The sequence below is a fragment of the Microbacterium sp. NPDC057944 genome (assembly GCF_042887445.1).
GTDB classification, from domain to species: Bacteria; Actinomycetota; Actinomycetes; order Actinomycetales; family Microbacteriaceae; genus Microbacterium; species Microbacterium natoriense.
Map to the genome: position 1 here is coordinate 1,466,739 of NZ_JBHVPJ010000002.1, position 18,650 is coordinate 1,485,388.

The 18,650-nt window shown below is 69.0% G+C and carries 14 protein-coding genes; 3 read left to right on the forward strand and 11 right to left on the reverse strand.

What is annotated here, in order from left to right; translation table 11 throughout:
- Window positions 1–56 precede the first annotated feature (56 nt).
- The 6 genes from ACFVRO_RS16315 to ACFVRO_RS16340 all read right to left on the reverse strand — a co-directional run bounded on the left by ACFVRO_RS16315 (window position 57) and on the right by ACFVRO_RS16340 (window position 6,340).
- Window positions 57–1,031 carry a carbohydrate kinase gene (locus ACFVRO_RS16315; protein ID WP_386954187.1) on the reverse strand — a complete coding sequence of 325 codons (975 nt, stop codon included), beginning with the start codon at window positions 1,029–1,031 and terminating at the stop codon, window positions 57–59.
- Window positions 1,031–2,242: an ADP-dependent glucokinase/phosphofructokinase gene (locus tag ACFVRO_RS16320; protein WP_386954190.1), complete on the reverse strand. Its 1,212-nt coding sequence runs from the start codon at window positions 2,240–2,242 to the stop codon at window positions 1,031–1,033. Before ACFVRO_RS16320 ends, ACFVRO_RS16315 begins: the two co-directional genes overlap by 1 nt.
- A gap of 37 nt (window positions 2,243–2,279) precedes the next feature.
- Window positions 2,280–3,143: a ketose-bisphosphate aldolase gene (locus tag ACFVRO_RS16325; RefSeq protein WP_105672727.1), complete on the reverse strand. Its 864-nt coding sequence runs from the start codon at window positions 3,141–3,143 to the stop codon at window positions 2,280–2,282.
- A 44-nt stretch (window positions 3,144–3,187) separates the two neighbouring features.
- Window positions 3,188–4,033, reverse strand: a complete 846-nt coding sequence (locus ACFVRO_RS16330) for a carbohydrate ABC transporter permease (RefSeq protein ID WP_386954192.1) — start codon at window positions 4,031–4,033, stop codon at window positions 3,188–3,190.
- 2 nt (window positions 4,034–4,035) lie between these two features.
- The gene (locus tag ACFVRO_RS16335; protein ID WP_386954195.1) at window positions 4,036–4,959 is read right to left on the reverse strand and encodes a carbohydrate ABC transporter permease; all 924 of its coding nucleotides are present in this window, start codon (window positions 4,957–4,959) and stop codon (window positions 4,036–4,038) included.
- An 82-nt stretch (window positions 4,960–5,041) separates the two neighbouring features.
- Window positions 5,042–6,340: a sugar ABC transporter substrate-binding protein gene (locus tag ACFVRO_RS16340; RefSeq protein WP_105672724.1), complete on the reverse strand. Its 1,299-nt coding sequence runs from the start codon at window positions 6,338–6,340 to the stop codon at window positions 5,042–5,044.
- Between the two features lie 225 nt (window positions 6,341–6,565).
- Between ACFVRO_RS16340 and ACFVRO_RS16345 the strand changes: the two genes are divergently transcribed.
- Together ACFVRO_RS16345 and ACFVRO_RS16350 are read left to right on the forward strand one after the other, a co-directional pair.
- Window positions 6,566–7,372 carry a DeoR/GlpR family DNA-binding transcription regulator gene (locus tag ACFVRO_RS16345; protein WP_386954196.1) on the forward strand — a complete coding sequence of 269 codons (807 nt, stop codon included), beginning with the start codon at window positions 6,566–6,568 and terminating at the stop codon, window positions 7,370–7,372.
- A gap of 78 nt (window positions 7,373–7,450) precedes the next feature.
- The gene (locus ACFVRO_RS16350; protein WP_386954198.1) at window positions 7,451–8,080 is read left to right on the forward strand and encodes a glyoxalase; all 630 of its coding nucleotides are present in this window, start codon (window positions 7,451–7,453) and stop codon (window positions 8,078–8,080) included.
- 83 nt (window positions 8,081–8,163) lie between these two features.
- On the opposite strand, the gene ACFVRO_RS16355 is transcribed toward ACFVRO_RS16350, so the two are convergent.
- The 3 genes from ACFVRO_RS16355 to ACFVRO_RS16365 all read right to left on the reverse strand — a co-directional run bounded on the left by ACFVRO_RS16355 (window position 8,164) and on the right by ACFVRO_RS16365 (window position 14,978).
- Complete coding sequence (locus ACFVRO_RS16355) at window positions 8,164–12,810, reverse strand: ExeM/NucH family extracellular endonuclease (protein WP_386954200.1); 4,647 nt, start codon at window positions 12,808–12,810, stop codon at window positions 8,164–8,166.
- Between the two features lie 238 nt (window positions 12,811–13,048).
- The gene (locus tag ACFVRO_RS16360; RefSeq protein WP_386954498.1) at window positions 13,049–13,798 is read right to left on the reverse strand and encodes an SURF1 family protein; all 750 of its coding nucleotides are present in this window, start codon (window positions 13,796–13,798) and stop codon (window positions 13,049–13,051) included.
- 58 nt (window positions 13,799–13,856) lie between these two features.
- On the reverse strand, window positions 13,857–14,978 hold the full coding sequence (locus ACFVRO_RS16365; protein WP_105672720.1) for a GuaB3 family IMP dehydrogenase-related protein: 1,122 nt from the start codon (window positions 14,976–14,978) through the stop codon (window positions 13,857–13,859).
- A 70-nt stretch (window positions 14,979–15,048) separates the two neighbouring features.
- On the opposite strand from ACFVRO_RS16365, the gene ACFVRO_RS16370 reads away from it, so the two are divergent.
- Window positions 15,049–16,140 (forward strand): FAD-dependent oxidoreductase, encoded by a 1,092-nt coding sequence (locus ACFVRO_RS16370; protein WP_386954201.1) that lies wholly within the window; start codon window positions 15,049–15,051, stop codon window positions 16,138–16,140.
- Window positions 16,141–16,204: 64 nt separating this feature from the next.
- On the opposite strand, the gene ACFVRO_RS16375 is transcribed toward ACFVRO_RS16370, so the two are convergent.
- Complete coding sequence (locus ACFVRO_RS16375; RefSeq protein ID WP_386954203.1) at window positions 16,205–17,893, reverse strand: ABC-F family ATP-binding cassette domain-containing protein; 1,689 nt, start codon at window positions 17,891–17,893, stop codon at window positions 16,205–16,207.
- A 137-nt stretch (window positions 17,894–18,030) separates the two neighbouring features.
- Window positions 18,031–18,582 carry an OsmC family protein gene (locus ACFVRO_RS16380; protein ID WP_386954205.1) on the reverse strand — a complete coding sequence of 184 codons (552 nt, stop codon included), beginning with the start codon at window positions 18,580–18,582 and terminating at the stop codon, window positions 18,031–18,033.
- Window positions 18,583–18,650: the final 68 nt, after the last annotated feature.

Below are 18,650 nucleotides of genomic sequence, written 5' to 3' on the forward strand. Positions count from 1 at the left end.
ATGGATCTGCGATCACCTGCGTTTCGTGAGCTCGTCCCTCAGCTCGGTTCACACGCCTACGGTGCCGGCGGCCGGGCGATCAGCAGCTCGCCGCGCCCGTCGACGACGACCTCTCCCTCATCGGCGGCGACGAGCAGAACGCTCCCCCGGTGAACGGCCTCGCCGCCCACCTCCATCCGCCCATCCGTCGCCACGACGACGGAGAAGCCCGCGGCGATACCGGTCGCGCCGTCGACATCGACCCGCTCGAGCCGGAAGTACCGGTCGGCCTCCGCCGGGAACACCGAACCGGTGCGCGGGGCCAGATGCACGAGCGACGCGATCTCGGGCTCCGAGCGTCTGACGGTGGAGACCGCGCTCAGGGCCAGATCGGAGCCGAGGCCGAGATGCCACACATCCGTCGCGTCCAGCTCGAACCCGCGCCACTCCAGGAGGATCGAGAGATCCTCCGGCTGCTGGAGCTCCAGCAGCAGGACGCCTGCACCGATCGCGTGCAGCTCCCCCGGCGGCACCCAGACCACGTCCCCCGCTGCGACCTCGATCTCGTGCAGCAGCGAGAGGAGTCCCTCGGAATCCTGCCGGGACACGAGATCCGCGAGCACCGCGGCCCCGGCGTCCTGGCGCAGTCCGACGTGGATGACGCCGCCCTCGAGGATGTACCAGGCCTCCGCCTTGCCGTGAGGCCGGCCGAGATGAGTCGCCGCGAAGTCATCGTGCGGATGCGCGTGCACGGGCAGGCGCTGACCGGCGTCGAGGAGCTTGACCAGCAGGCGGGCATCCGCACCCCACCTCTCTACGTGAGCCGCACCGAGCCAGGCGACGGGGTCGTCGGCGATCGCATCCCGCAGCATCCGCCCGTCGGGCAGCACCGTCAGGCCGAGGTCGCTCTCGCCACGGATCGTGGTGGTCGACGCGATCCAGTCCTCCGGCTCGCGTGCGGCCGCGGCGGCCTCACCACGGAACCGCGTGATCCGCGCCCCGCCACGGTAGAAGCGTTCACGAGGGCGGTTCGAGGGCAGTGCGATCGGCATCAGGATCGCCGCCCCGTCGCCCGCGCGGGTTCGACGTGGCCCGCCAGGAACCCGCCGACGAACGTGTCCCCCAGCCCGACCGTGGTCGGCGCGGGCACGTCGAGGTGGAACGCCGCGACGCCCGCCGCCTCGGGCAGAGAGCCCTCGACCGCCCTGACCAGCTCGCCGCCGCCCTCATGACGCGGGAGCCCCGTCGTCGCCGCCACGTCGTCGGCCGTGATGTCGTCTCCGAGCCGGTAGCGGGTCGCGGCGACGCTGACGGCGCTGTCGAGAGCCGTCCTGTGGCGCGCGGCCTGCGGGCCCACGGCGACGGCCCAGTAACGCGTGTGCACGACGAGAGCCGGGACCGGGATCAGCGCATGCACCTCGCGCAGCGCATCCGCGACCTCGTCCGCATCGAGCAGCCGCACGGAGCGGCCGACGTACTCCTGGAGCTCGTCCTCGTTCATTCCGTAGACGTCGATCCGCGGCAGCAGCCTCGCACGGACGGTCTCCGAGAACTCGCGGGTGTAGAACCCCGCGTCCTCGTAGTACAGCAGCGCGTCGGCGGGCAGCGTCCGCATCGCGGCCTGCAGCTCGCCGAGGCGCCGCTCCAGGAGAGCGTGGTCCTGCATGGTGTTGAACCCCGAGACCAGGAATCCGCCGGCATCCGTCAGCTCCGCGGAGAGCGCCGGGGCGATGGCCATCTCACGGTTGGGAGGATCGTTCGCGAAGATGAGACGGTTCGACGCGGGCGAGACGATATCGGCATCGACGAGCTGCACCTGAGCTCCGGCCGGGTACTGCACGATGAGGTGCGGGTCGAGGGTGTCGGCGTCGGCCGAGCACACGTACGAGACCGCGTCCGGCAGGAGCCTGCGCACCGTGTCGTCGATGCTGACCAGGTGCTGAGTGCTCGGGATGCCGAGTCCGGCGAGCGCGAGCCCTGCGCGCACTCCGGTGCCGCCGAGGGTCACGTCGTACGCGAAGTGCGCGCTGAAGCGCTCGATCACCGCGGAGTCGGACACGAACCGCTCCGCACCGGTCCCCGATGCGACGAACGCGAGGATCGACACGATCAGCGACCTCTCGTCGACGATCGGCGAGGTGGAGGTCACCTCGTGCCTGCGGATCCCGTGAGCCCGCGCCAGCCTTCCGAGCACGGCGGAATCCCACCGCAGCTCGTAGTCGACGGTCCCGCCGAGTCCCAGTACGAGTCTTCGCCTGCCCACGTCGCCGATCATCCTCCTGCCGCGCCCGTCCTACCGCTCAGTACAGCGGAGCTTTGCCGTCCGCCCCGAACAGCTCGATCTTCTCCGCCGCGGTGACCTTCATCGCCGCGATCGGCTCGGGCTGGATCGCGTTCGGCTCCCGAAGGCGCTCGTCCGTCCCCAGGATCTCGCGCATGCGGTTGTGGTACGACACCTTGATGTCGCTGGAGATGTTGATCTTGTTGACCCCCAGCTCGACGGCGCGACGCAGTTCAGCGTCGGGGTTCGAGGATCCGCCGTGCAGCACGAGCGGGATGCCGACGGCGGCCTTGATCTCTTCCAGCAGGTCGTGGCGCAGCTCCGGGTTCTTGTCGGCGGGGTAGAGACCGTGCGACGTTCCGATCGCGATCGCGAGGCTGTCGACGCCGGTCTCCTCCACGAACCTCACGGCATCCGCGGGGTTGGTGTAGATGATCTCCGCGGCACCCGACTCGCCGTAGCTGTCGTTGGCGCCGATCGTGCCGAGCTCGCCCTCCACCTGGATGCCGACGGCGTGCGCCGCCTCGACGACCTTGCGGGTGAGCGCCACGTTCTCATCGAAAGGCTGCAGCGACGCGTCGATCATGACCGAGGTGAAGCCGGAGCGGATGGCGGTGATGATCTGCTCGTAGGTGCCGCCGTGGTCCCAGTGGATCGCGACCGGCACGCTGGAGCGGTGCGCCCGCGCGTGCATGGCGGCGATGAGGTCGGTCGTGATGTGGGAGACCTCGTCGGGGTGGATCGCGATGATGACGGGGGCCTCCTTCTCCTCGCTGACGTCCATGATGCCGGTGAACATCGCCCAGTCGCTGATGTTGAAGGCGGGGATGGCGAAGTTGTTGGCGTTCGCGACGTCGAGGATGGACTTGCCGGTGTAGAGCACTTGATTCTCCTGTTTCGTGGTGGTGGGTGGCAGCGGCGGAACGGTCAGCTCTTCACGGACCCGGCCGTGAGCCCGCTGATGAAGTACCGCTGGAAGAAGAGGAAGAGGATGAGGACGGGGATCGAGCCGAGCACGCTCATCGCCATGATCTGGTTCCACTCGTACGAGTGCTGTCCCATGAGGAGCTGGATGCCGATGGGGACGGTGCGCATGTCGATCGACTTGGTCAGCGTCAGGGCGAAGAGGTACTCGTTCCACGCGATCATGAACGTGTAGATCCCGATGGAGACGATCCCGGGCACGGAGATGGGGACGAGCACCCGCCACAGGGCCGTCATCGAACCGGCTCCGTCGACCCTGACCGCCTCGTCGAGCTCGCGGGGAAGGGTGTTGAAATAGCCGGTCATCATGATGATCGCGTAGGGCAGGGTGAACACCATGTACGTGAGGATGAGTCCCGGGTAGGAGTTGTAGAGGCCGAGAGCGACCATGAGCCCGAAGTACGGGATCAGCAGCGTGATCGGCGGAACGGCCTGGACGCTGACGATCACCACGTTCAGGACGCGCTTGCCCCGGAAGTCGAATCGGCTGAACGCGTAGGCGGCCTGGATGGCGACGACGAGGGTGAGGATCGTGACGGCGCCCGCGACGATGTAGCTGTTGAGGAAGAACCTCATCGTCTCGGGGTTCGTGAAGATCGCGATGTACGCATCGAACGAGAACGTGTCCGTGATCAGCCGGGGCGGCAGCTCGAAGATCTGCGTGTTCGACTTGAACGAGCTCGACAGCATCCACAGCACGGGGCCGGCGGCGAAGACCGCGCCCAGCAGCAGGCCGAGAGTGACCGCGATCTTCGCGACCGTGCGTCGGCGGGTGGCGGTGAGAGCCATGATCAGTCCCTCGCTTTCTGGTGACGGACGTAGAAGACGGCGAGCACCATCGACATCAGCAGGACCAGCACGGCAGAGGTCGCCGCACTCGAGAAGTCGTACTTCGCGAAGGCGAGCTTGTAGGTGAAGGTGCTCAGCACCTCGGTGACGTCGATCGGACCGCCGCCGGTCGTCATCCAGATGAGGGCGAACTGCTGCGACGTCCAGATGAGGTCGAGCAGCACGAGGCTGACGATGATCGGTCGCAGCTGCGGGATCGTGACGTTCCAGAAGCGCTGCACGGCGCCGGCCCCATCGACCGTGGCCGCCTCGTTCAGCTCGTTCGGGATGCCCTGGAGACCCGCGAGCAGGCTCACCATGAAGAACGGGTACCCCGCCCAGATGTTGATGAAGATGATGGTGCCGAGGGCGAGCTGCGGGGAGGCCAACCACTCGATGTCGGTGTTGAGCAGGAAATTGATCACGCCGTTCGGGGCGAGGAGCATGCGCCACAGCACCGCGATGACGGCGACCGTGAAGAGCCACGGGAGGATGTAGAGGGCCCGGAAGACCGCCCGCGACACCCGGCCCAGCAGCGGACTGTTCAGCATCATCGCGAAGGCGAGGCCGAGCACGAGGTGAGCGACGACGCTCGCCACCGTGAACAGGACGGTGTTGCCCGTCGCCTTCCAGAACCGGGGGTCGGAGAGGATCCCCGTGTAGTTCTCGAGGCCGACGAACTCCGGCGACTTGTTCAGGATGACGTTGTCCTGGAAGGAGTACCCGATCACCATGATGATCGGCACGATCATCAGCACGAAGAGCAGGATGATCGTCGGCGAGAGGAAGACGTAGGACTCGGAGGTCTTGCGCAGCTGCCGACGTCGACGCGACAGCGGGGCTCCGGTGACGATCACCTCGGTGTCGTCGGTTGTTCTCAGGCTCATGGGAACCGGTGCTCCTTGGTTGGTCGGGTGCCGCATCGCATCCTGTGCGATGCGGCACCCCGTTCAGAGGGATGCGAGAGGGTCAGAACTCCGCTTCCCAGGCCTGCTGGGCCTTCTTGAGCGCGTCCGGAATGGACTGCTGCCCGTCGAAGGCGGACTGCAGCTGCTCTCCGAGCTGGCGCATGAGCTCCTCCGCCACGGGGAGTCCGGTGAACTCGTTCGCCGGGTAACCCGCCTGGTAGATGTCGAACGCCGTCTTGAACAGCTCGTCGTCGTTCACGAAGTCCGGGACGGACTTCGAGTTGCCGGGGAACGCCTTGGCCATCGTCGACAGCTCGGAGTTCGTCTTCTCGCTCATCAGGAACGACACCAGCTTGAACGCCGCTTCCTTGTGCTCGGAGTTCTCTGCGACGCCGATGCCCCAGGAGGCGTAGGGGATGCCTCGCTCGCCGTCGTATCCGTCCTCGGCGGGCAGTGCCGAGATCGAGAACTTCAGATCGGGGTTGGTCTCCCTGATCAGGTTGATGTGCGCGAGCGAGTCGATCATCATGCCGACGCGTCCGTTCGTGAACTCCTCGACCTTGTCCTGCTCCTTCATCGTGAAGGAGCCCGATGCGATCACCCCGTCGTCCCAGAGGCCGCCGATGTACTCGACCGCGGACGTGACGTCGTCGTTGGTGAGATCGGGCTTGCCGTCCTTCAGCATCGATCCGCCGGAGGCCCACACCCAGGACATGACGTCGTTCTGCACGCCGTTCGGCGCCTCGAGCGAGAGCGGGAGCACCCAGCCGGAGACGTCGCCGCCCAGGGCCGAGACCTTCGCGGCCGCGTCGGCGAACTCGCTGCGCGTCGCCGGCGGTGCGTCGACGCCCGCCTGGGCGAGCAGGGTGTCGTTGGTGAACATGGGGTAGACGAAGTTCACCACCGGGATCATGTAGGTGCTGCCGTCGACCTGGATCTGGCTGGCGAGCTCGCTGTCGTCGTAGTCGTACTCCTTCATGAGGGCCGTGAGGTCGGCGATGACCCCCTGCGACGCGAAGTCGTTGACCCAGGCGCCGTCGAGACCGACGACGTCCGGCATGGTGCCGGATGCCGCACCGGCGAACAGCTGCTCCTTCGTGGAGGCGTACGGGCCGCTGACGAGCTTGACGGTGATGCCGGGGTTCTCGTCCTCGAACTTGTCGATCAGCGCACGGAACTCGCCGTCGGGGAGTTCGGGCTCCCACCACTGGGCGAACTCGATCGTGACGTCTCCGCCTGCATCGCCGCCCGATCCGCTGTCGCCGGCGGAGCAGCCGGCCACGGCGAGAACGGTCAGGGTCGCGGTCACCGCACTGGCGAGCGTCAGAGCACGTCGCCGCCCTCGTCCCACTGTCATCATCACTTCTCCTCTTCGAGATCGTGCCGCATCACGCGCCTCAATGCTTGTTCATGCGGTTTTAAGCAATGTTATGCCGAGATATGCGGCCAGGTCAAGAGATTCTCTGCACGATTTCGCGCACAGCCCCGCCGACGCGCGGCGTCGAGGGCGCATGCGCGCATCCTCTTCTTGCTGTTTTCTGCCGCAACATGCGGGAAAAAGCACACCATGTGCTAAGAAGACTGCATGGAAGCATCCGGAACCGGCCGCAGACGCCGCCTCCCCGCAGGACGAAAGGCCGATCTCGCCGCGTACGTCGAGCAGACGGGTCAGGTCACCGTCGCCGACCTCGCCGAGCACTTCGACGTCTCGATAGACACCATCCGACGGGATCTCGATCAGCTCGACCGGGAGGGCGTGCTGATCCGCACGCACGGCGGCGCGGTGAGCGCCGCGGAGGGGCAGCTGAAGGATCGCGCACTCGACGTGCGGCTCCAGATGCAGACGGAGGAGAAGGAGAAGATCGCGCGCGTCGCCGCCGGCCTCATCGACGACGGCGCCGTCGTCATGATCAACGCGGGCACGACGACGCTCGCGCTGGCTCGAGCCCTCCGCAATCACAAGGACCTGACCATCGCGACGAACAATCTCCGCATCCCCGCGGAGATCTCCCCCTCGGCCTTCCGCGACCTCTACGTCTTCGGCGGGGCGGTCAGAGCGATCACCCAGGCGACCACCGGCCCGGTGACGTTCACCATGACCCCCGGGGGCCCCGAGGTCGACATCCGCTGCGACCTGGCTTTCATCGCGGTGGGCGCCGTGGACGAGGCGGGCTACTCGACATCGAACCTGGGCGATGCCGCCATGATGTCGGAGATGATCCAACGGGCGGAGCGGACGGCGATCCTCGCCGACACCTCGAAGCTGGGCCGTCGGCTGTTCGCCCAGGTGGCGCCCCTCGATCGCGCGGATTACCTCGTCACGGACGCGCGCCCGGAGACCGGCATGGCGGAGGCTCTCGCCCAGGCCGAGGTCGATGTCCTCACCCCCTGATCGTCACCCCGTGCCCTTCCGCCGTTTCGGTCAGGAATCGAGAAGCACACAGCATGCCGCGTCCGTAGCGTCGAGGGCATGAACAGCGCAATCGAATCCCTCACCCTCGACGTCTCCGACGTCACCACCGCCCAGGCCTTCTACGACGCAGCTTTCGGGCTCGGCGACAGGCTGCGACTCCGTGCAGCGGATGCCGAGAGCTCCGGCTTCCGCGGCTACACCCTCTCGCTCGTGGTCGCCCAGCCCGCGAACGTGCACGCGCTCGTCGACGCCGCCGTCGCGGCGGGGGCCACGGTCATCAAGCCCGTATCGAAGTCCCTCTGGGGCGTCGGCGGCACCGTGCAGGCTCCGGACGGTGCGATCTGGAAGATCGCCACGTCGGCGAAGAAGGACACCGCTCCCCCGAGCCGCGCCGTCGACGAGATCATCCTCCTGCTCGGCGCTGCGGACGTCCTCGCCTCGAAGACGTACTACACGGAGCGCGGCATCCGCGTCGCGAAGAGCTTCGGTCGCAGCTACGTGCAGTTCGACACGGGGACGAGCCCCATCGGGCTCGGACTCTACCGGCACGCGTCGCTCGCGAAGGACGCGGGGGTCGCGGCATCGGGTTCCGGCTCGCACCGGCTCCGCATCAACGGCGGGCTCGGAGCAGCCGTCGACCCCGACGGCTTCGTGTGGGCCCCCGTCGAGGCCGGCGCGAGCCTCTGACCTGCGGGCGCCTCTTGCCCGCCACAGACGACGGAGGCCGCCGGGATCACTCCCGGCGGCCGCCGCGCTGTTGTTCCTGAAGGTCAGAACCAGCCCTTGATGATGTCCCAGAGCCAGTCGAGGATCGCACCGATGATGCCGCCGATGCCACCCGCCTTGTTCACGGTGACCGTTGCGGTCGCCTTGTCGCCGTCGGCCTGAGCCACCGCGACGGTGTACTTGCCCGCAGGCACGCTCTTCGGCACGACGACCGACGTGCTGAACGTCCCGTCTGCGCGCACCTTGACCGTGCCGAGCGTGAGCGGCTGACCCTTCTTCGGCTGCAGCTGAACCGTCACGGTCTCCCCGGGCTGGTAGCCCTTTCCGGTGATCGTGAGCTTCTTGCCCGCGGTGACCTTCGACGAGTCCAGGGCGATGGTGCCCGCGAACGCGGGCTGGCCCGCGATCGTGAACGGCACCTGCGCCGTGGTTCCGGTGCCCGCGACCGAGACCGTGAGCGACTTCGCGCCGTACACACCGGACGGAACCGTGAACGTGAGCGCCGCGCGGCCGACCTCGTCGAAGGTGTCGACGATGGCCGGGTCGATCGCGCCCGTCGCGAGCACGGTGTCGCCGAGCTTCAGCGTCACCTCGCCCGGCGCCTGCTCGCCCGCGCTGAACGCCAGCGAGGAGAGGGACACGGTGACCTGGTCGCCGGCGCTGTAGCCGTCGGCATCCGGGGCGCTGACCGCGACGCCGACCGCACGCTGCGCGAGGTCGGGGGTCGCCGTCTTGTTCGCGTCGAACCAGTCGACCATGGACTGCAGGTCGATCTTGCCGGTGTCGCGCTTGCCCGTGCCGAGCTTGAACGAGGTGAAGTTGTCTCCACCCGCCGCAAGGAACGAGTTCGCCGCCACCGTGTAGTTCGCCGCGGGGTCGACCGGTGCGCCGTTCAGCGTCATCGTCGTGATCCGCGAGCCCTGGGCCGCCGTGGGGTCGTACGTGTACGACAGCTCCTTGGAGACGCCGAGCTTGAGGAACGGACGCGCCGAGCCGGCCGGCTGCCACTGCTCCTCGAGCACGCTCTTCAGCTGGGCGCCCGTGAGCGTCAGCGTGACCAGCGTGTTGGCGAACGGCTGGACCGTCGCCGCCTCGCGGTAGGTGACGTTGCCGTTCGGGTCGCTCGCCCCGCTCGACGCGTAGGTGAGGTTCGCGCGGATGCCACCCGGGTTCATCAGCGCCAGGTCGGCGCCGGTGGACCACTTCTGCACGTCGGCGACGAAGTTGCCGATGGTGGACTCGCCACCGCGGTTCTCCGTCTTGCCGTCGCTCTGGCGAGCGCGGTTGAGGTCGCCCGTGATGTCGCCGACCTTGACGGCGCCGAGGATGTCGGCCTCCGCCTTGGCCTTCGCGACGATATCGGCCACCTCCGGCACTGCCGGGTAGAGCGGCTTGCCGGCCGCGGTGAGGGGCTTGATCTGGTTGGTGATCGAGATCAGGTCCTTCGTCTTCGGGTCGACTTTGATGTTCATCAGGCCGAGGTTCTCGCCGTACTGACCGGCCGAGACGACCGGACGGCCGTCGATGACGTGGTTGTACGCGAGGTGCGTGTGCGCCGAGACGATGGCGTCCACGTCCTTGTCCACCCCGTAGACGATCTCCCCGAGCGGCGAGTCCGGCGTGATGCTGGACACGTCGACCGTGGCTGCGCCCTCGTGCACGAGGAGGATGACGACATCCGCCTCGCCGTTGGACTCGTCGCCGTCACGCAGGTCGTCGGCCACGGCGTTCACCGAGTCGACGATGCTGCGGACCTCGAGGTCCTTGATGCCGTCGGGGGACACGAGCGAGTCGAGGTCCTCCGTCACGGCGCCCACGAAGCCGACGCGCACGCCGTCGAGCTCCTTGACCCAGGCCGGGGCGAGCGCAGGCTGCCCTGTCTCGGTGAGGAACACGTTCGAGGAGATGTACTCCCAGTTCGCGCGCTCCTGCACGCGGTCGCGCAGGTCGGCCCAGCCCTGATCGAACTCGTGGTTGCCCGCGGCGCTCACGTCGAGTCCTGCGGCGTTGAGCGCGTCGATGGTGGGGTTGTCGTCGTTGATGAACGAGGTGAACGTCGAGGCGCCGATCAGGTCGCCGGCTCCGGCGAAGATCGTGTTCGGGTTCTCCGCGCGGAACTGCTTGACGGCGCCCGCGAGGACCGCGGCTCCGGCAGCGGCCCCGTCGGCCTCGATCCGACCGTGGAAGTCGTTGACCGTGACGACGTCGATGCTCACCGGCGGGGTCGTGGCCGAGACGCCGACGATGATCGGGTCGTGGTCGCTGGAGCGGTAGGGCGTGCCCGACTCGGTGGCGCCGAACGCGTAGCCGCGGTCGCTCCACTCGGGCGAGTTGATGCTCCAGACGCCGGCTCCGGTGATCGACGAGGCGAGCGACGGCGAGGCGATGACGTGGTCGAGCGAGCCGACCTCCCCGTCGAAGCTGTACGTGTGCTCGTCCGCCGCTTTCTCACGTGCGACGTCGCTCCAGCCCGCATCCGTGAAGACCCGGATCGGGTCCTCCTTCGCGTAGGCGTTGAAGTCGCCGATGAGCAGCATGTCGGCGCTGCCCGTGGTCTGCTCGATCTTCTGCGTGAACGCGAGGATCGACTTCGCCTGGGCGACGCGGTCGGCGTTGAAGAAGCCCTGCTCGTCGGCCGGCACCGGGGTGCCGTCCTTGGGGTCGGACTTCGACTTCAGGTGGTTCGCGACGACCGTGACGACACGGCCGTCGACGTCGAACGCCTGGGCGATCGGCTCGCGGGCGTTGCCCCAGACGGTCTCATCCGTGACGGTCATGCTGTCGCCCACCGGGGAGACGGCGCCCTTCTTGTAGATGATCGCGCTGGTGATGTAGTCGGTCGTCGCCGCGTTGTTCAGCGCCGCCGGGGTGTGCACGTAGGCCCAGACATCGCTGCCCGCGGCCTCGTTGAGACCCGCGACCAGATCGGCGAGGGCCGAGTCCAGCGTGCCGCCGAGCTTGACCGAGTTCTCGATCTCCATGAGCGAGACGATCTCGGCGTCGAGGCCGTTGATGGCCGCCACGATCTTCGACTTCTGGATCGCGAACTCCGCAGCGGTCGCCGCTCCTCGCGCGTTCGAGTTCTGGCTCTTCAGCGTCGTGAAGTAGTTGTAGACGTTGAACGACGCGACCTGCACGTCGCCGCCGACGACCGGAGCCTTCGCGGGGCGCGGGTTCGTGGCGGTGAAGCCCACCTTGAGGTCGGCCGAGGACGCGCTGTCGATCGGCACCACCGGCTGCAGACGCCAGTCGTCGAAGCTCCACTGCAGCACGTAGCCGTTGTCGCCGAAGTCGACGGTGTCGCCGTTGCGGACGACCGCGTCCTTGGTGAAGTACGGCTGGTCGTTCGGGTGGCCGTTGTTCGTGACCTGGATCGACCATCCGTCATCGAGGAGGATGCGGTTCGCACGGTTGGCGGCGGTGATCGCCGCGGCGTCCGGGCCGGGAAGAGCGGCCTCGGTGCTCTTCTGGGCGAGTCCGCCACCCACGTTCAGCCACAGCGCGCCGTAGTTGTACAGCTGGTGGCTGGACGCGACGCGGTAGGTGCCGGTCGGAGCGACGTACATGCTCTCGAACTGCTCGCGTGCGGCGCCGACCGCCGTGTCGGGCAGCGGAGTGGCTGCGGGGACGCCGACGCCCGCCTGCACCACGGAGATCGCGGAGGCGGTCGCGGGGTTCACCTGCGTCTGGCCGAAGTACTCGCTCACGGGGCCGGTGACCGAGACGAGGTCGCCGATCGCGAGGGCCGGGGTGAGCGCGTTCAGGAACACGAAGACGCCGTCGGACGCTCCGGGCGTCGCGTCGTTCGCGCCGCCAGAGCCCTGCGTCTGGATCGTGACGCCCTTGTAGCCGCCCGTGCGGTAGTCGGCGGTGACGACGCCCTCGACCGTGACGGTCTTGCCGTTCAGCGGCGAGACGTCGGTCGTGCCCTGGACCTCGGCGATGGTGGCCTTGGTGGGCTGCGTGCCGGGGTCGGTGCCCGGATCGGTGCCGGGGTCGGTGCCGCCGGAGCCCTGCGGCGTGACCGACGCCGAGAGGGTGAAGTCGACGCTGTTGTTGTCGGTGTCCGCGCCGCCGGTGCGGTTCAGCGACTTCACGTCGGTGTTCCCGGCCGGCGCAGTCGCCGCAGCGGTCTCGAAGGTGTTCGAGGTCCCGTAGCCGAGGACGTCGATGACGCCGGCGGCGCCCGCGGTCGAGCCGGGGGTGAGGTTCACCGCGGCGGTGCCGTCGACGAGGGCGATCGTGCCGGAGGAGCCGCTCGGGTTGAGGGTGCTGACGGCATCCGCCTTGGGGAGCGCCGCGCCGTTCGCGCCGTTGCTGCCTCCCTGCACGAGGTAGTAGCCGCCGGCCGGGATCGTGCCGGTCAGAGCGGCGACGCCGGAGAAGGCGCCCGTGCCGGTCGCCGAACGGTACTGCAGCGACTTGCCGTCGAGCGTGATCGGCGCGGAGGTCGGGTTGTAGAGCTCGACGAACTTGTTGGTGAAGGCCGCGCCGGCGCTGCCGCCGGAGAGGTAGGCCTCGTTGATCACCACCCCTGTTCCGTCGGTGCTGGCGAAGGCGGGCGTCGCGACCAGGGAGCCGAGGCTCAGGGCGGCGATGCAGGTCGCAGCGAGAGCGCCGATGCGCCCCCGCTTCCGGTGCGCAGACGAAGCGAGGCCCTCTCGGGCGCCGTCGTCGGGGGCGAAGTTCATTCGGCAGGTCTCCTCGGCGTTGCGGATCTCGTATGCGGAGAACTCTTGTGGAGCCTCCGATCGTGCTCGCCGGTCTCCCAGCCAACACATATGTGTGGGAGCTTACGGACGGGCCCGGACATCCTCAACGCTGTTTGCCGATTCGTCATGCATTGCTCATCCGATCGACAAAACCGTTCGGAGAGAGCCCACAATCATCGCGCAGATGCGCGCGAGAGGGTGCGCGGATGCGCGGAGTTCACGCGGATGCCGCGTCTTCGAACTCCTCGACCTCTCGCTCCCAGGCGTCCTTCGCGAGGCGGTACCAGAGGTAGAACGCGAAGCCGGCGAAGATCGCCCACTCGACCGCGTAGAAGATGTTCAGCCAGTTCACCGAGGAGCCCTCCTCCGGCGCCGGCGACGAGATGTCGACCAGCCCGTCGACGGCCGAGATCGACGCGAGATACGGGCGGTACACGCTCAGCTGGTCCACGTCGTGCCAGCGGCTCAGCAGCGCGGCCGGGGACATGCGGTCCAGCCTGTCCGGTTCGTCGCGGGGCGGGACGACCGGCCCCTCATCGGAGATGATGCGTCCTGTGACCGAGACCTCGGAGCCGTCGGCATCCGCTTCCAGATCCGCGACGGCGGCATCGGCCGACTCCCGATCCGGCGCCCAGCCGATCGCGACGGCGATCGACGTGCGCTCGGCGACGCGCAGCTGACCGGTCACCCAGTAGCCCTGCGCGCCGTCGTTGAAGCGGGTCGACACGACGATGAAGTCCCCGGGGATCCAGTGCCCCGTCGTCTTCACGCGCTGCCCCACGAGAGGTTCGTTCAGATACTCCCCCGGCTCCACGACATCCGTGAGCGGACGGACCTGCTCGGTCGCCCCTGGGGCCTGCGGCGACGTGTCGATCGCGCGCCCGAGCTGCCACTGCCCGAGCCAGGCGAACACGCCGGCGACGACGAGGCAGAGCAGCAGCATGCCGATCCAGCGTCCCCGGAGCATCACCTCACGCAGGGTGGGCGGGAACAGCGCAGGGGTGGTCACGGTGAAGAGCGGGGCCTCAGGCCTCGTAGGGCGCCAGGACGACCTCGACCCGCTGGAACTCCTTGAGATCGGAGTATCCGGTGGTCGCCATCGACTTGCGGAGCGCCCCGATGAGGTTCGCCGTGCCGTCCGCCACCGGGGCGGGACCGTACAGGACCTCTTCGAGCGTGCCGATGCCGCCGACCTCGACGCGACGGCCGCGCGGGAGCTTCGGGTGGTGGGCCTCGGGGCCCCAGTGGAACCCGCGGCCGGGAGCGTCGGTGGCACGGGCCAGTGCGACGCCGAGCATGACCGCGTCGGCGCCCATGGCGAGAGCCTTGACGATGTCGCCCGAGGTGCCGACGCCGCCGTCGGCGATCACGTGCACGTAGCGCCCGCCCGACTCGTCGAGGTAGTCGCGGCGAGCCGCGGCCACATCGGACACGGCCGTCGCCATCGGGGCGTGGATGCCGAGGGTCGCGCGCGTCGTGGATGCCGCTCCCCCGCCGAACCCGACGAGGACACCGGCGGCTCCGGTGCGCATGAGGTGCAGGGCCGCCGTGTAGGTCGCGGCGCCGCCGACGATCACGGGGACGTCGAGGTCGTAGATGAACTTCTTGAGGTTGAGCGGCTGATCGACGCTCGACACGTGCTCCGCCGACACCGTGGTGCCGCGGATCACGAACAGATCGACGCCGGCGGCGGCGACCGTGTCGTAGAACTCCTGGGTGCGCTGCGGCGTGAGGGAGCCTGCGACGGTGACGCCCGCGTCGCGGATCTCCGCAAGACGACGCGTGATGAGCTCGGGCTTGATCGGCTCGGAGTACAGCTCCTGCATCCGCGTCGTCGCGCTCTCGTCGCTCAGACCCGCGATCTCCGCGAGAAGGGGCTCCGGGTCCTCGTAGCGGGTCCAGACCCCTTCGAGGTCGAGCACGCCGAGGCCGCCCAGCTGACCGAGCATGATCGCGGTCTTCGGGCTCACGACCGAGTCCATCGGCGCGCCGAGCACCGGGATCTCGAAGCCGAAGGCGTCGATGGTCCATGCGGTGGACACGTCTTCGGGGTTGCGGGTGCGCCGCGAGGGCACCACCGCGATGTCGTCGAACGTGTACGCGCGTCGCGCGCGCTTTCCTCGGCCGAGATCGATCTCTGTGGTCACCAGACCAGACTACCCGGCACGCGGGGGCATCGACGGCTGGGAGACTGGAGCCGACCCTCAGGGAGGACGCATGAAGACGGATGCCGTGCAGATCGCGGTCGTGGGCGGCGGCGTGATGGGGCTGGCGACGGCGTGGGAGCTCGCGCGCCGGGGCCTCAGACCCGTGGTGCTCGAGCGCTTCGCCCGCGGACACCACGAGGGGGCCTCCCACGGAGCCACCCGCAACTTCAACAACGCCTATGACGACGAGCACTACCTCGATCTCCTCGTCCGCGCCCGCGAGGGGTGGGATGCGCTCGGCGCCGTCGGCGGCGAACCGCTGCTGCGCCTCCACGGCCTCGTCACCCACGGCCTCCTCGACCTCGACCCGATCGCCCGCCGCCTCGGCGAGCGCGGCATCCACGCCGTGATGCTGTCCGCCGCCGAGGCGACCCGCCGCTGGCCCGGCATGCGCTTCGACGACGACGTGCTGTACTCGCGCGACGCCGGCGTCGCCAGGGCGTCGGCCGCGCTGGTCGAGCTGGAGCGCCGCATCGTCGCCGCGGGCGGAGAGGTGCGATGGGAGACGCCGGTGCTCCGCATCGACGAGACGGATGCCGGGGTGCGGCTGACGCTGCCCTCGGGCACGCTGGACGCCGAGGTCGCGGTGGTCACGGTCGGCGCATGGACATCGCGGATGCTGCCGTCGCTCGACCTGCCGCGACTGACGGTCACGGAGGAGTCCCCCGCGCACTTCGCGCCGACCGGCGACGCCGCGTGGCCCTCGTTCAACCACTACGCGGACCCCGAGCGCCACCCGGCCACGGTGTACGGCATGCCGACGCCCGGTGAGGGCGTGAAGGTCGGTTTCCATCGCGTCGGCGACGTGGTCGACCCCGACGCGCGACCGCACCGTCCCGCTCATGCGGAGACCCTCGCCGAGTACGTGCGGGAGTGGATGCCCGGCCTCGACCCGGCATCTGCCGCTCCGATCAGCTGCACCTACACCTCGACCGACGACTCGGCGTTCGTGCTCGACCGGCGTGGGCGGATCGTCGTCGGCGCCGGATTCTCCGGGCATGGCTTCAAGTTCGCCCCGGGCGTCGGCGCCGTGCTCGCCGACCTCGCCCTCGACCCGTCGGCGCGCGCAGCATCCCCGTTCCGCCTGCCCGACGGTCGGTGAGGGGTCGAGCAACGTCGAGTGCAAGCGGTCGGATGCCGCACTTCTCGCCCCCTCACCGCGCCCGTCAGCGCGCTCGCAGGACCCGCTTCTCGTCCCAGACCGGGGCGTCGGCCTCATAGACCTCGCCGTCGGAGCCGAACACCAGGAAGCGGTCGAACGAGCGGGCGAACCAGCGGTCGTGGGTCACCGCGAGCACCGTGCCCTCGAACCGCGCGAGAGCATCCTCGAGCGCCTCAGCGGACTCGAGGTCGAGGTTGTCCGTCGGCTCGTCGAGCAGCAGCAGGGTCGCACCCGAGAGCTCCAGCAGCAGTACCTGGAAGCGCGCCTGCTGACCGCCCGACAGCGACTCGAAGGTCTGCTGGGCCTGCCGCACGAGGCCGTACCGGTCGAGCGCCGAGCTCGCCGCATCCCTCGGCATCCCCGATCTGCGCTCGTCTCCGCGGTGCAGGATCTCCAGCAGGGTGCGTCCGACGAACTCCGGATGCGCGTGCGTCTGCGCGAACAGCCCAGGCACGACGCGCGCGCCGAGCACCGCCTGCCCGGAGTGGACGACCTCGCTCAGCTGCTCCCCCGTCGACGTCACATGGCCGAGCGTGGGGTCGGGGTCGGTGCCCCCTCGGGCCAGCAGCCTCAGGAAGTGCGACTTGCCCGAGCCGTTCGAGCCCAGCACCGCGACCCGGTCGCCGTACCAGACCTCGGCGTCGAAGGGACGCATGAGGCCGGTGAGCTCGAGCCCCGTCGCCACGACCGCGCGTTTGCCCGTCCGTGATCCCCGCAGCCGCATGTCGAAGTCCTGCGCCGGCGGACGCTCCTCCGGAGGCCCCGCCTCCTCGAACTTGCGGAGTCTGGTCTGAGCCGCCTGGTATCTCGACGCGAAGCCGTCGTTCGCCGACGCCTTCACCTTGAGGTTCGCGACCAGGATCCGCAGCTTCTCGTGCTGCTCGTCCCACCGCCTGCGCAGCTCGTCGAGCCGATCCATGCGGTCGCTCCGCGCCTGGTGGTAGGTCGCGAAACCGCCTCCGTGCACCCACGCCGTCGCACCGGCGCCGCCCGGTTCGAGCGTGATGAGGCGATCGGCCGCCCGCGCCAGCAGCTCGCGGTCGTGCGACACGAGGAGCACCGTCTTGGGCGTCTGCCGCAGCTGCTCCTCGAGCCAGCGCTTGGCCGGCACGTCGAGGTAGTTGTCCGGCTCGTCGAGGAGCAGCACCTCGTCCGGCCCCCTGAGCAGGGCCTCGAGGGCGAGCCGCTTCTGCTCTCCGCCGGAGAGCGTCGTGAGCTCGCGGTACCGCGCCCGCTCGAAGGGCACGCCGAGCGCCGCGACGGTGCACTGGTCCCACACCGTCTCGTGCTCGTAGCCGCCGGCATCCGCGTACTCGGAGATCGCGGTCGCGTACGCCATCTGCGTGTCGTTCTCGTCGCGTTCGATGAGCGCGTTCTCGGCGGTCTCCAGGGCTTCGGCCGCCGCGCGGATGCGCCGAGGCGCCACGCGCACCAGCAGCTCGTGCACCGTCTGCCCCGGCTCGCCGTGGCCGACGAACTGGTCCATCACGCCGAGCCCGCCGTCGATCGTCACGACGCCGTCATCCGCCGCCTGATCACCGCGGATGATCCGCAGCATCGTCGTCTTGCCTGCGCCGTTCGGTCCGATCAGCGCGCTCGTCGAGCCTGATCCGACCCTGAATGTCGCTTCATCGAGAAGCGGTCTGCCGTCTGGGAGCGTCAATGAGACGCCGGAGACATCGATATACCCCACCGTGCGTGGCCGTCCTTCCGCCCGCATGGCGAGCCGACCAGGCTATCAGGACTCGGGGCGCACGGCGAACCGTCGCGGACGGCGGGTGCGGTGCGGGCGCACCCGTCATCCGCGACGGCTCGGTTCCGCGGCGACGATCAGACGAGAGCGCCCGAGGTCGGCACCGGGTTCGCGAACAGGTCGAGCACGGGGCAGTGCGCGTCGACGACCCGGCGCAGCTCCTCGTACTGCTCGGCCGTGTCGGGGCCCGTGATGTCGACCCGCACGCGCACGTCGTGGAACCCCGCACGACCGGACTCGTCGATGCCGAACAGCTTGCGCACGTCGAGGTCGCCCTCGGCCGTGATCTCGATCTCGTCGATCGTGAGCCCGAGCGCCTGGGCGTACAGGCGGAAGACGACGACCTGACAGGAGACGAGCGCGCCCAGGGCGTACTCGACCGGGCTCGCCGCCGCATCGTCTCCGGCGAGGGCGCCCGGCTCGTCGACGAGGAAGCGGTGCTTCCCCGCGCGGATCTCGGTCGCCACGGATCCGATGCCGCGACCCGTGACCTTGTAGGTGAGAGCGGCCGCGCCCGCATCGGCGGCGATGCGCTCGTTCCACGCGGTGCCCGCGGCGGTGAGACGCTGAGCGCGCTCCTCGGCGGTGACGTCGGCGATGATCGAGAGCTGTTCCTGGAGAAGAGTCATGCGGCGAAGGTACCCGCGCGCCGTGCGGCGCCGCACGGTCGGCGTCACCCGCGGTCACCCGCCGTCAC

What these genes read in the sequence shown, in the direction of transcription:
- ACFVRO_RS16315 (WP_386954187.1), bottom strand. Translation starts at nt 1,031, where the DNA reads ATGCCGATCGCACTGCCCTCGAACCGCCCTCGTGAACGCTTCTACCGT.
- ACFVRO_RS16330 (WP_386954192.1), bottom strand. Translation starts at nt 4,033, where the DNA reads ATGGCTCTCACCGCCACCCGCCGACGCACGGTCGCGAAGATCGCGGTC.
- ACFVRO_RS16335 (WP_386954195.1), bottom strand. Translation starts at nt 4,959, where the DNA reads ATGAGCCTGAGAACAACCGACGACACCGAGGTGATCGTCACCGGAGCC.
- ACFVRO_RS16340 (WP_105672724.1), bottom strand. Translation starts at nt 6,340, where the DNA reads ATGATGACAGTGGGACGAGGGCGGCGACGTGCTCTGACGCTCGCCAGT.
- ACFVRO_RS16345 (WP_386954196.1), top strand. Translation starts at nt 6,566, where the DNA reads ATGGAAGCATCCGGAACCGGCCGCAGACGCCGCCTCCCCGCAGGACGA.
- ACFVRO_RS16350 (WP_386954198.1), top strand. Translation starts at nt 7,451, where the DNA reads ATGAACAGCGCAATCGAATCCCTCACCCTCGACGTCTCCGACGTCACC.
- ACFVRO_RS16355 (WP_386954200.1), bottom strand. Translation starts at nt 12,810, where the DNA reads ATGAACTTCGCCCCCGACGACGGCGCCCGAGAGGGCCTCGCTTCGTCT.
- ACFVRO_RS16360 (WP_386954498.1), bottom strand. Translation starts at nt 13,798, where the DNA reads ATGCTCCGGGGACGCTGGATCGGCATGCTGCTGCTCTGCCTCGTCGTC.
- ACFVRO_RS16370 (WP_386954201.1), top strand. Translation starts at nt 15,049, where the DNA reads ATGAAGACGGATGCCGTGCAGATCGCGGTCGTGGGCGGCGGCGTGATG.
- ACFVRO_RS16380 (WP_386954205.1), bottom strand. Translation starts at nt 18,582, where the DNA reads ATGACTCTTCTCCAGGAACAGCTCTCGATCATCGCCGACGTCACCGCC.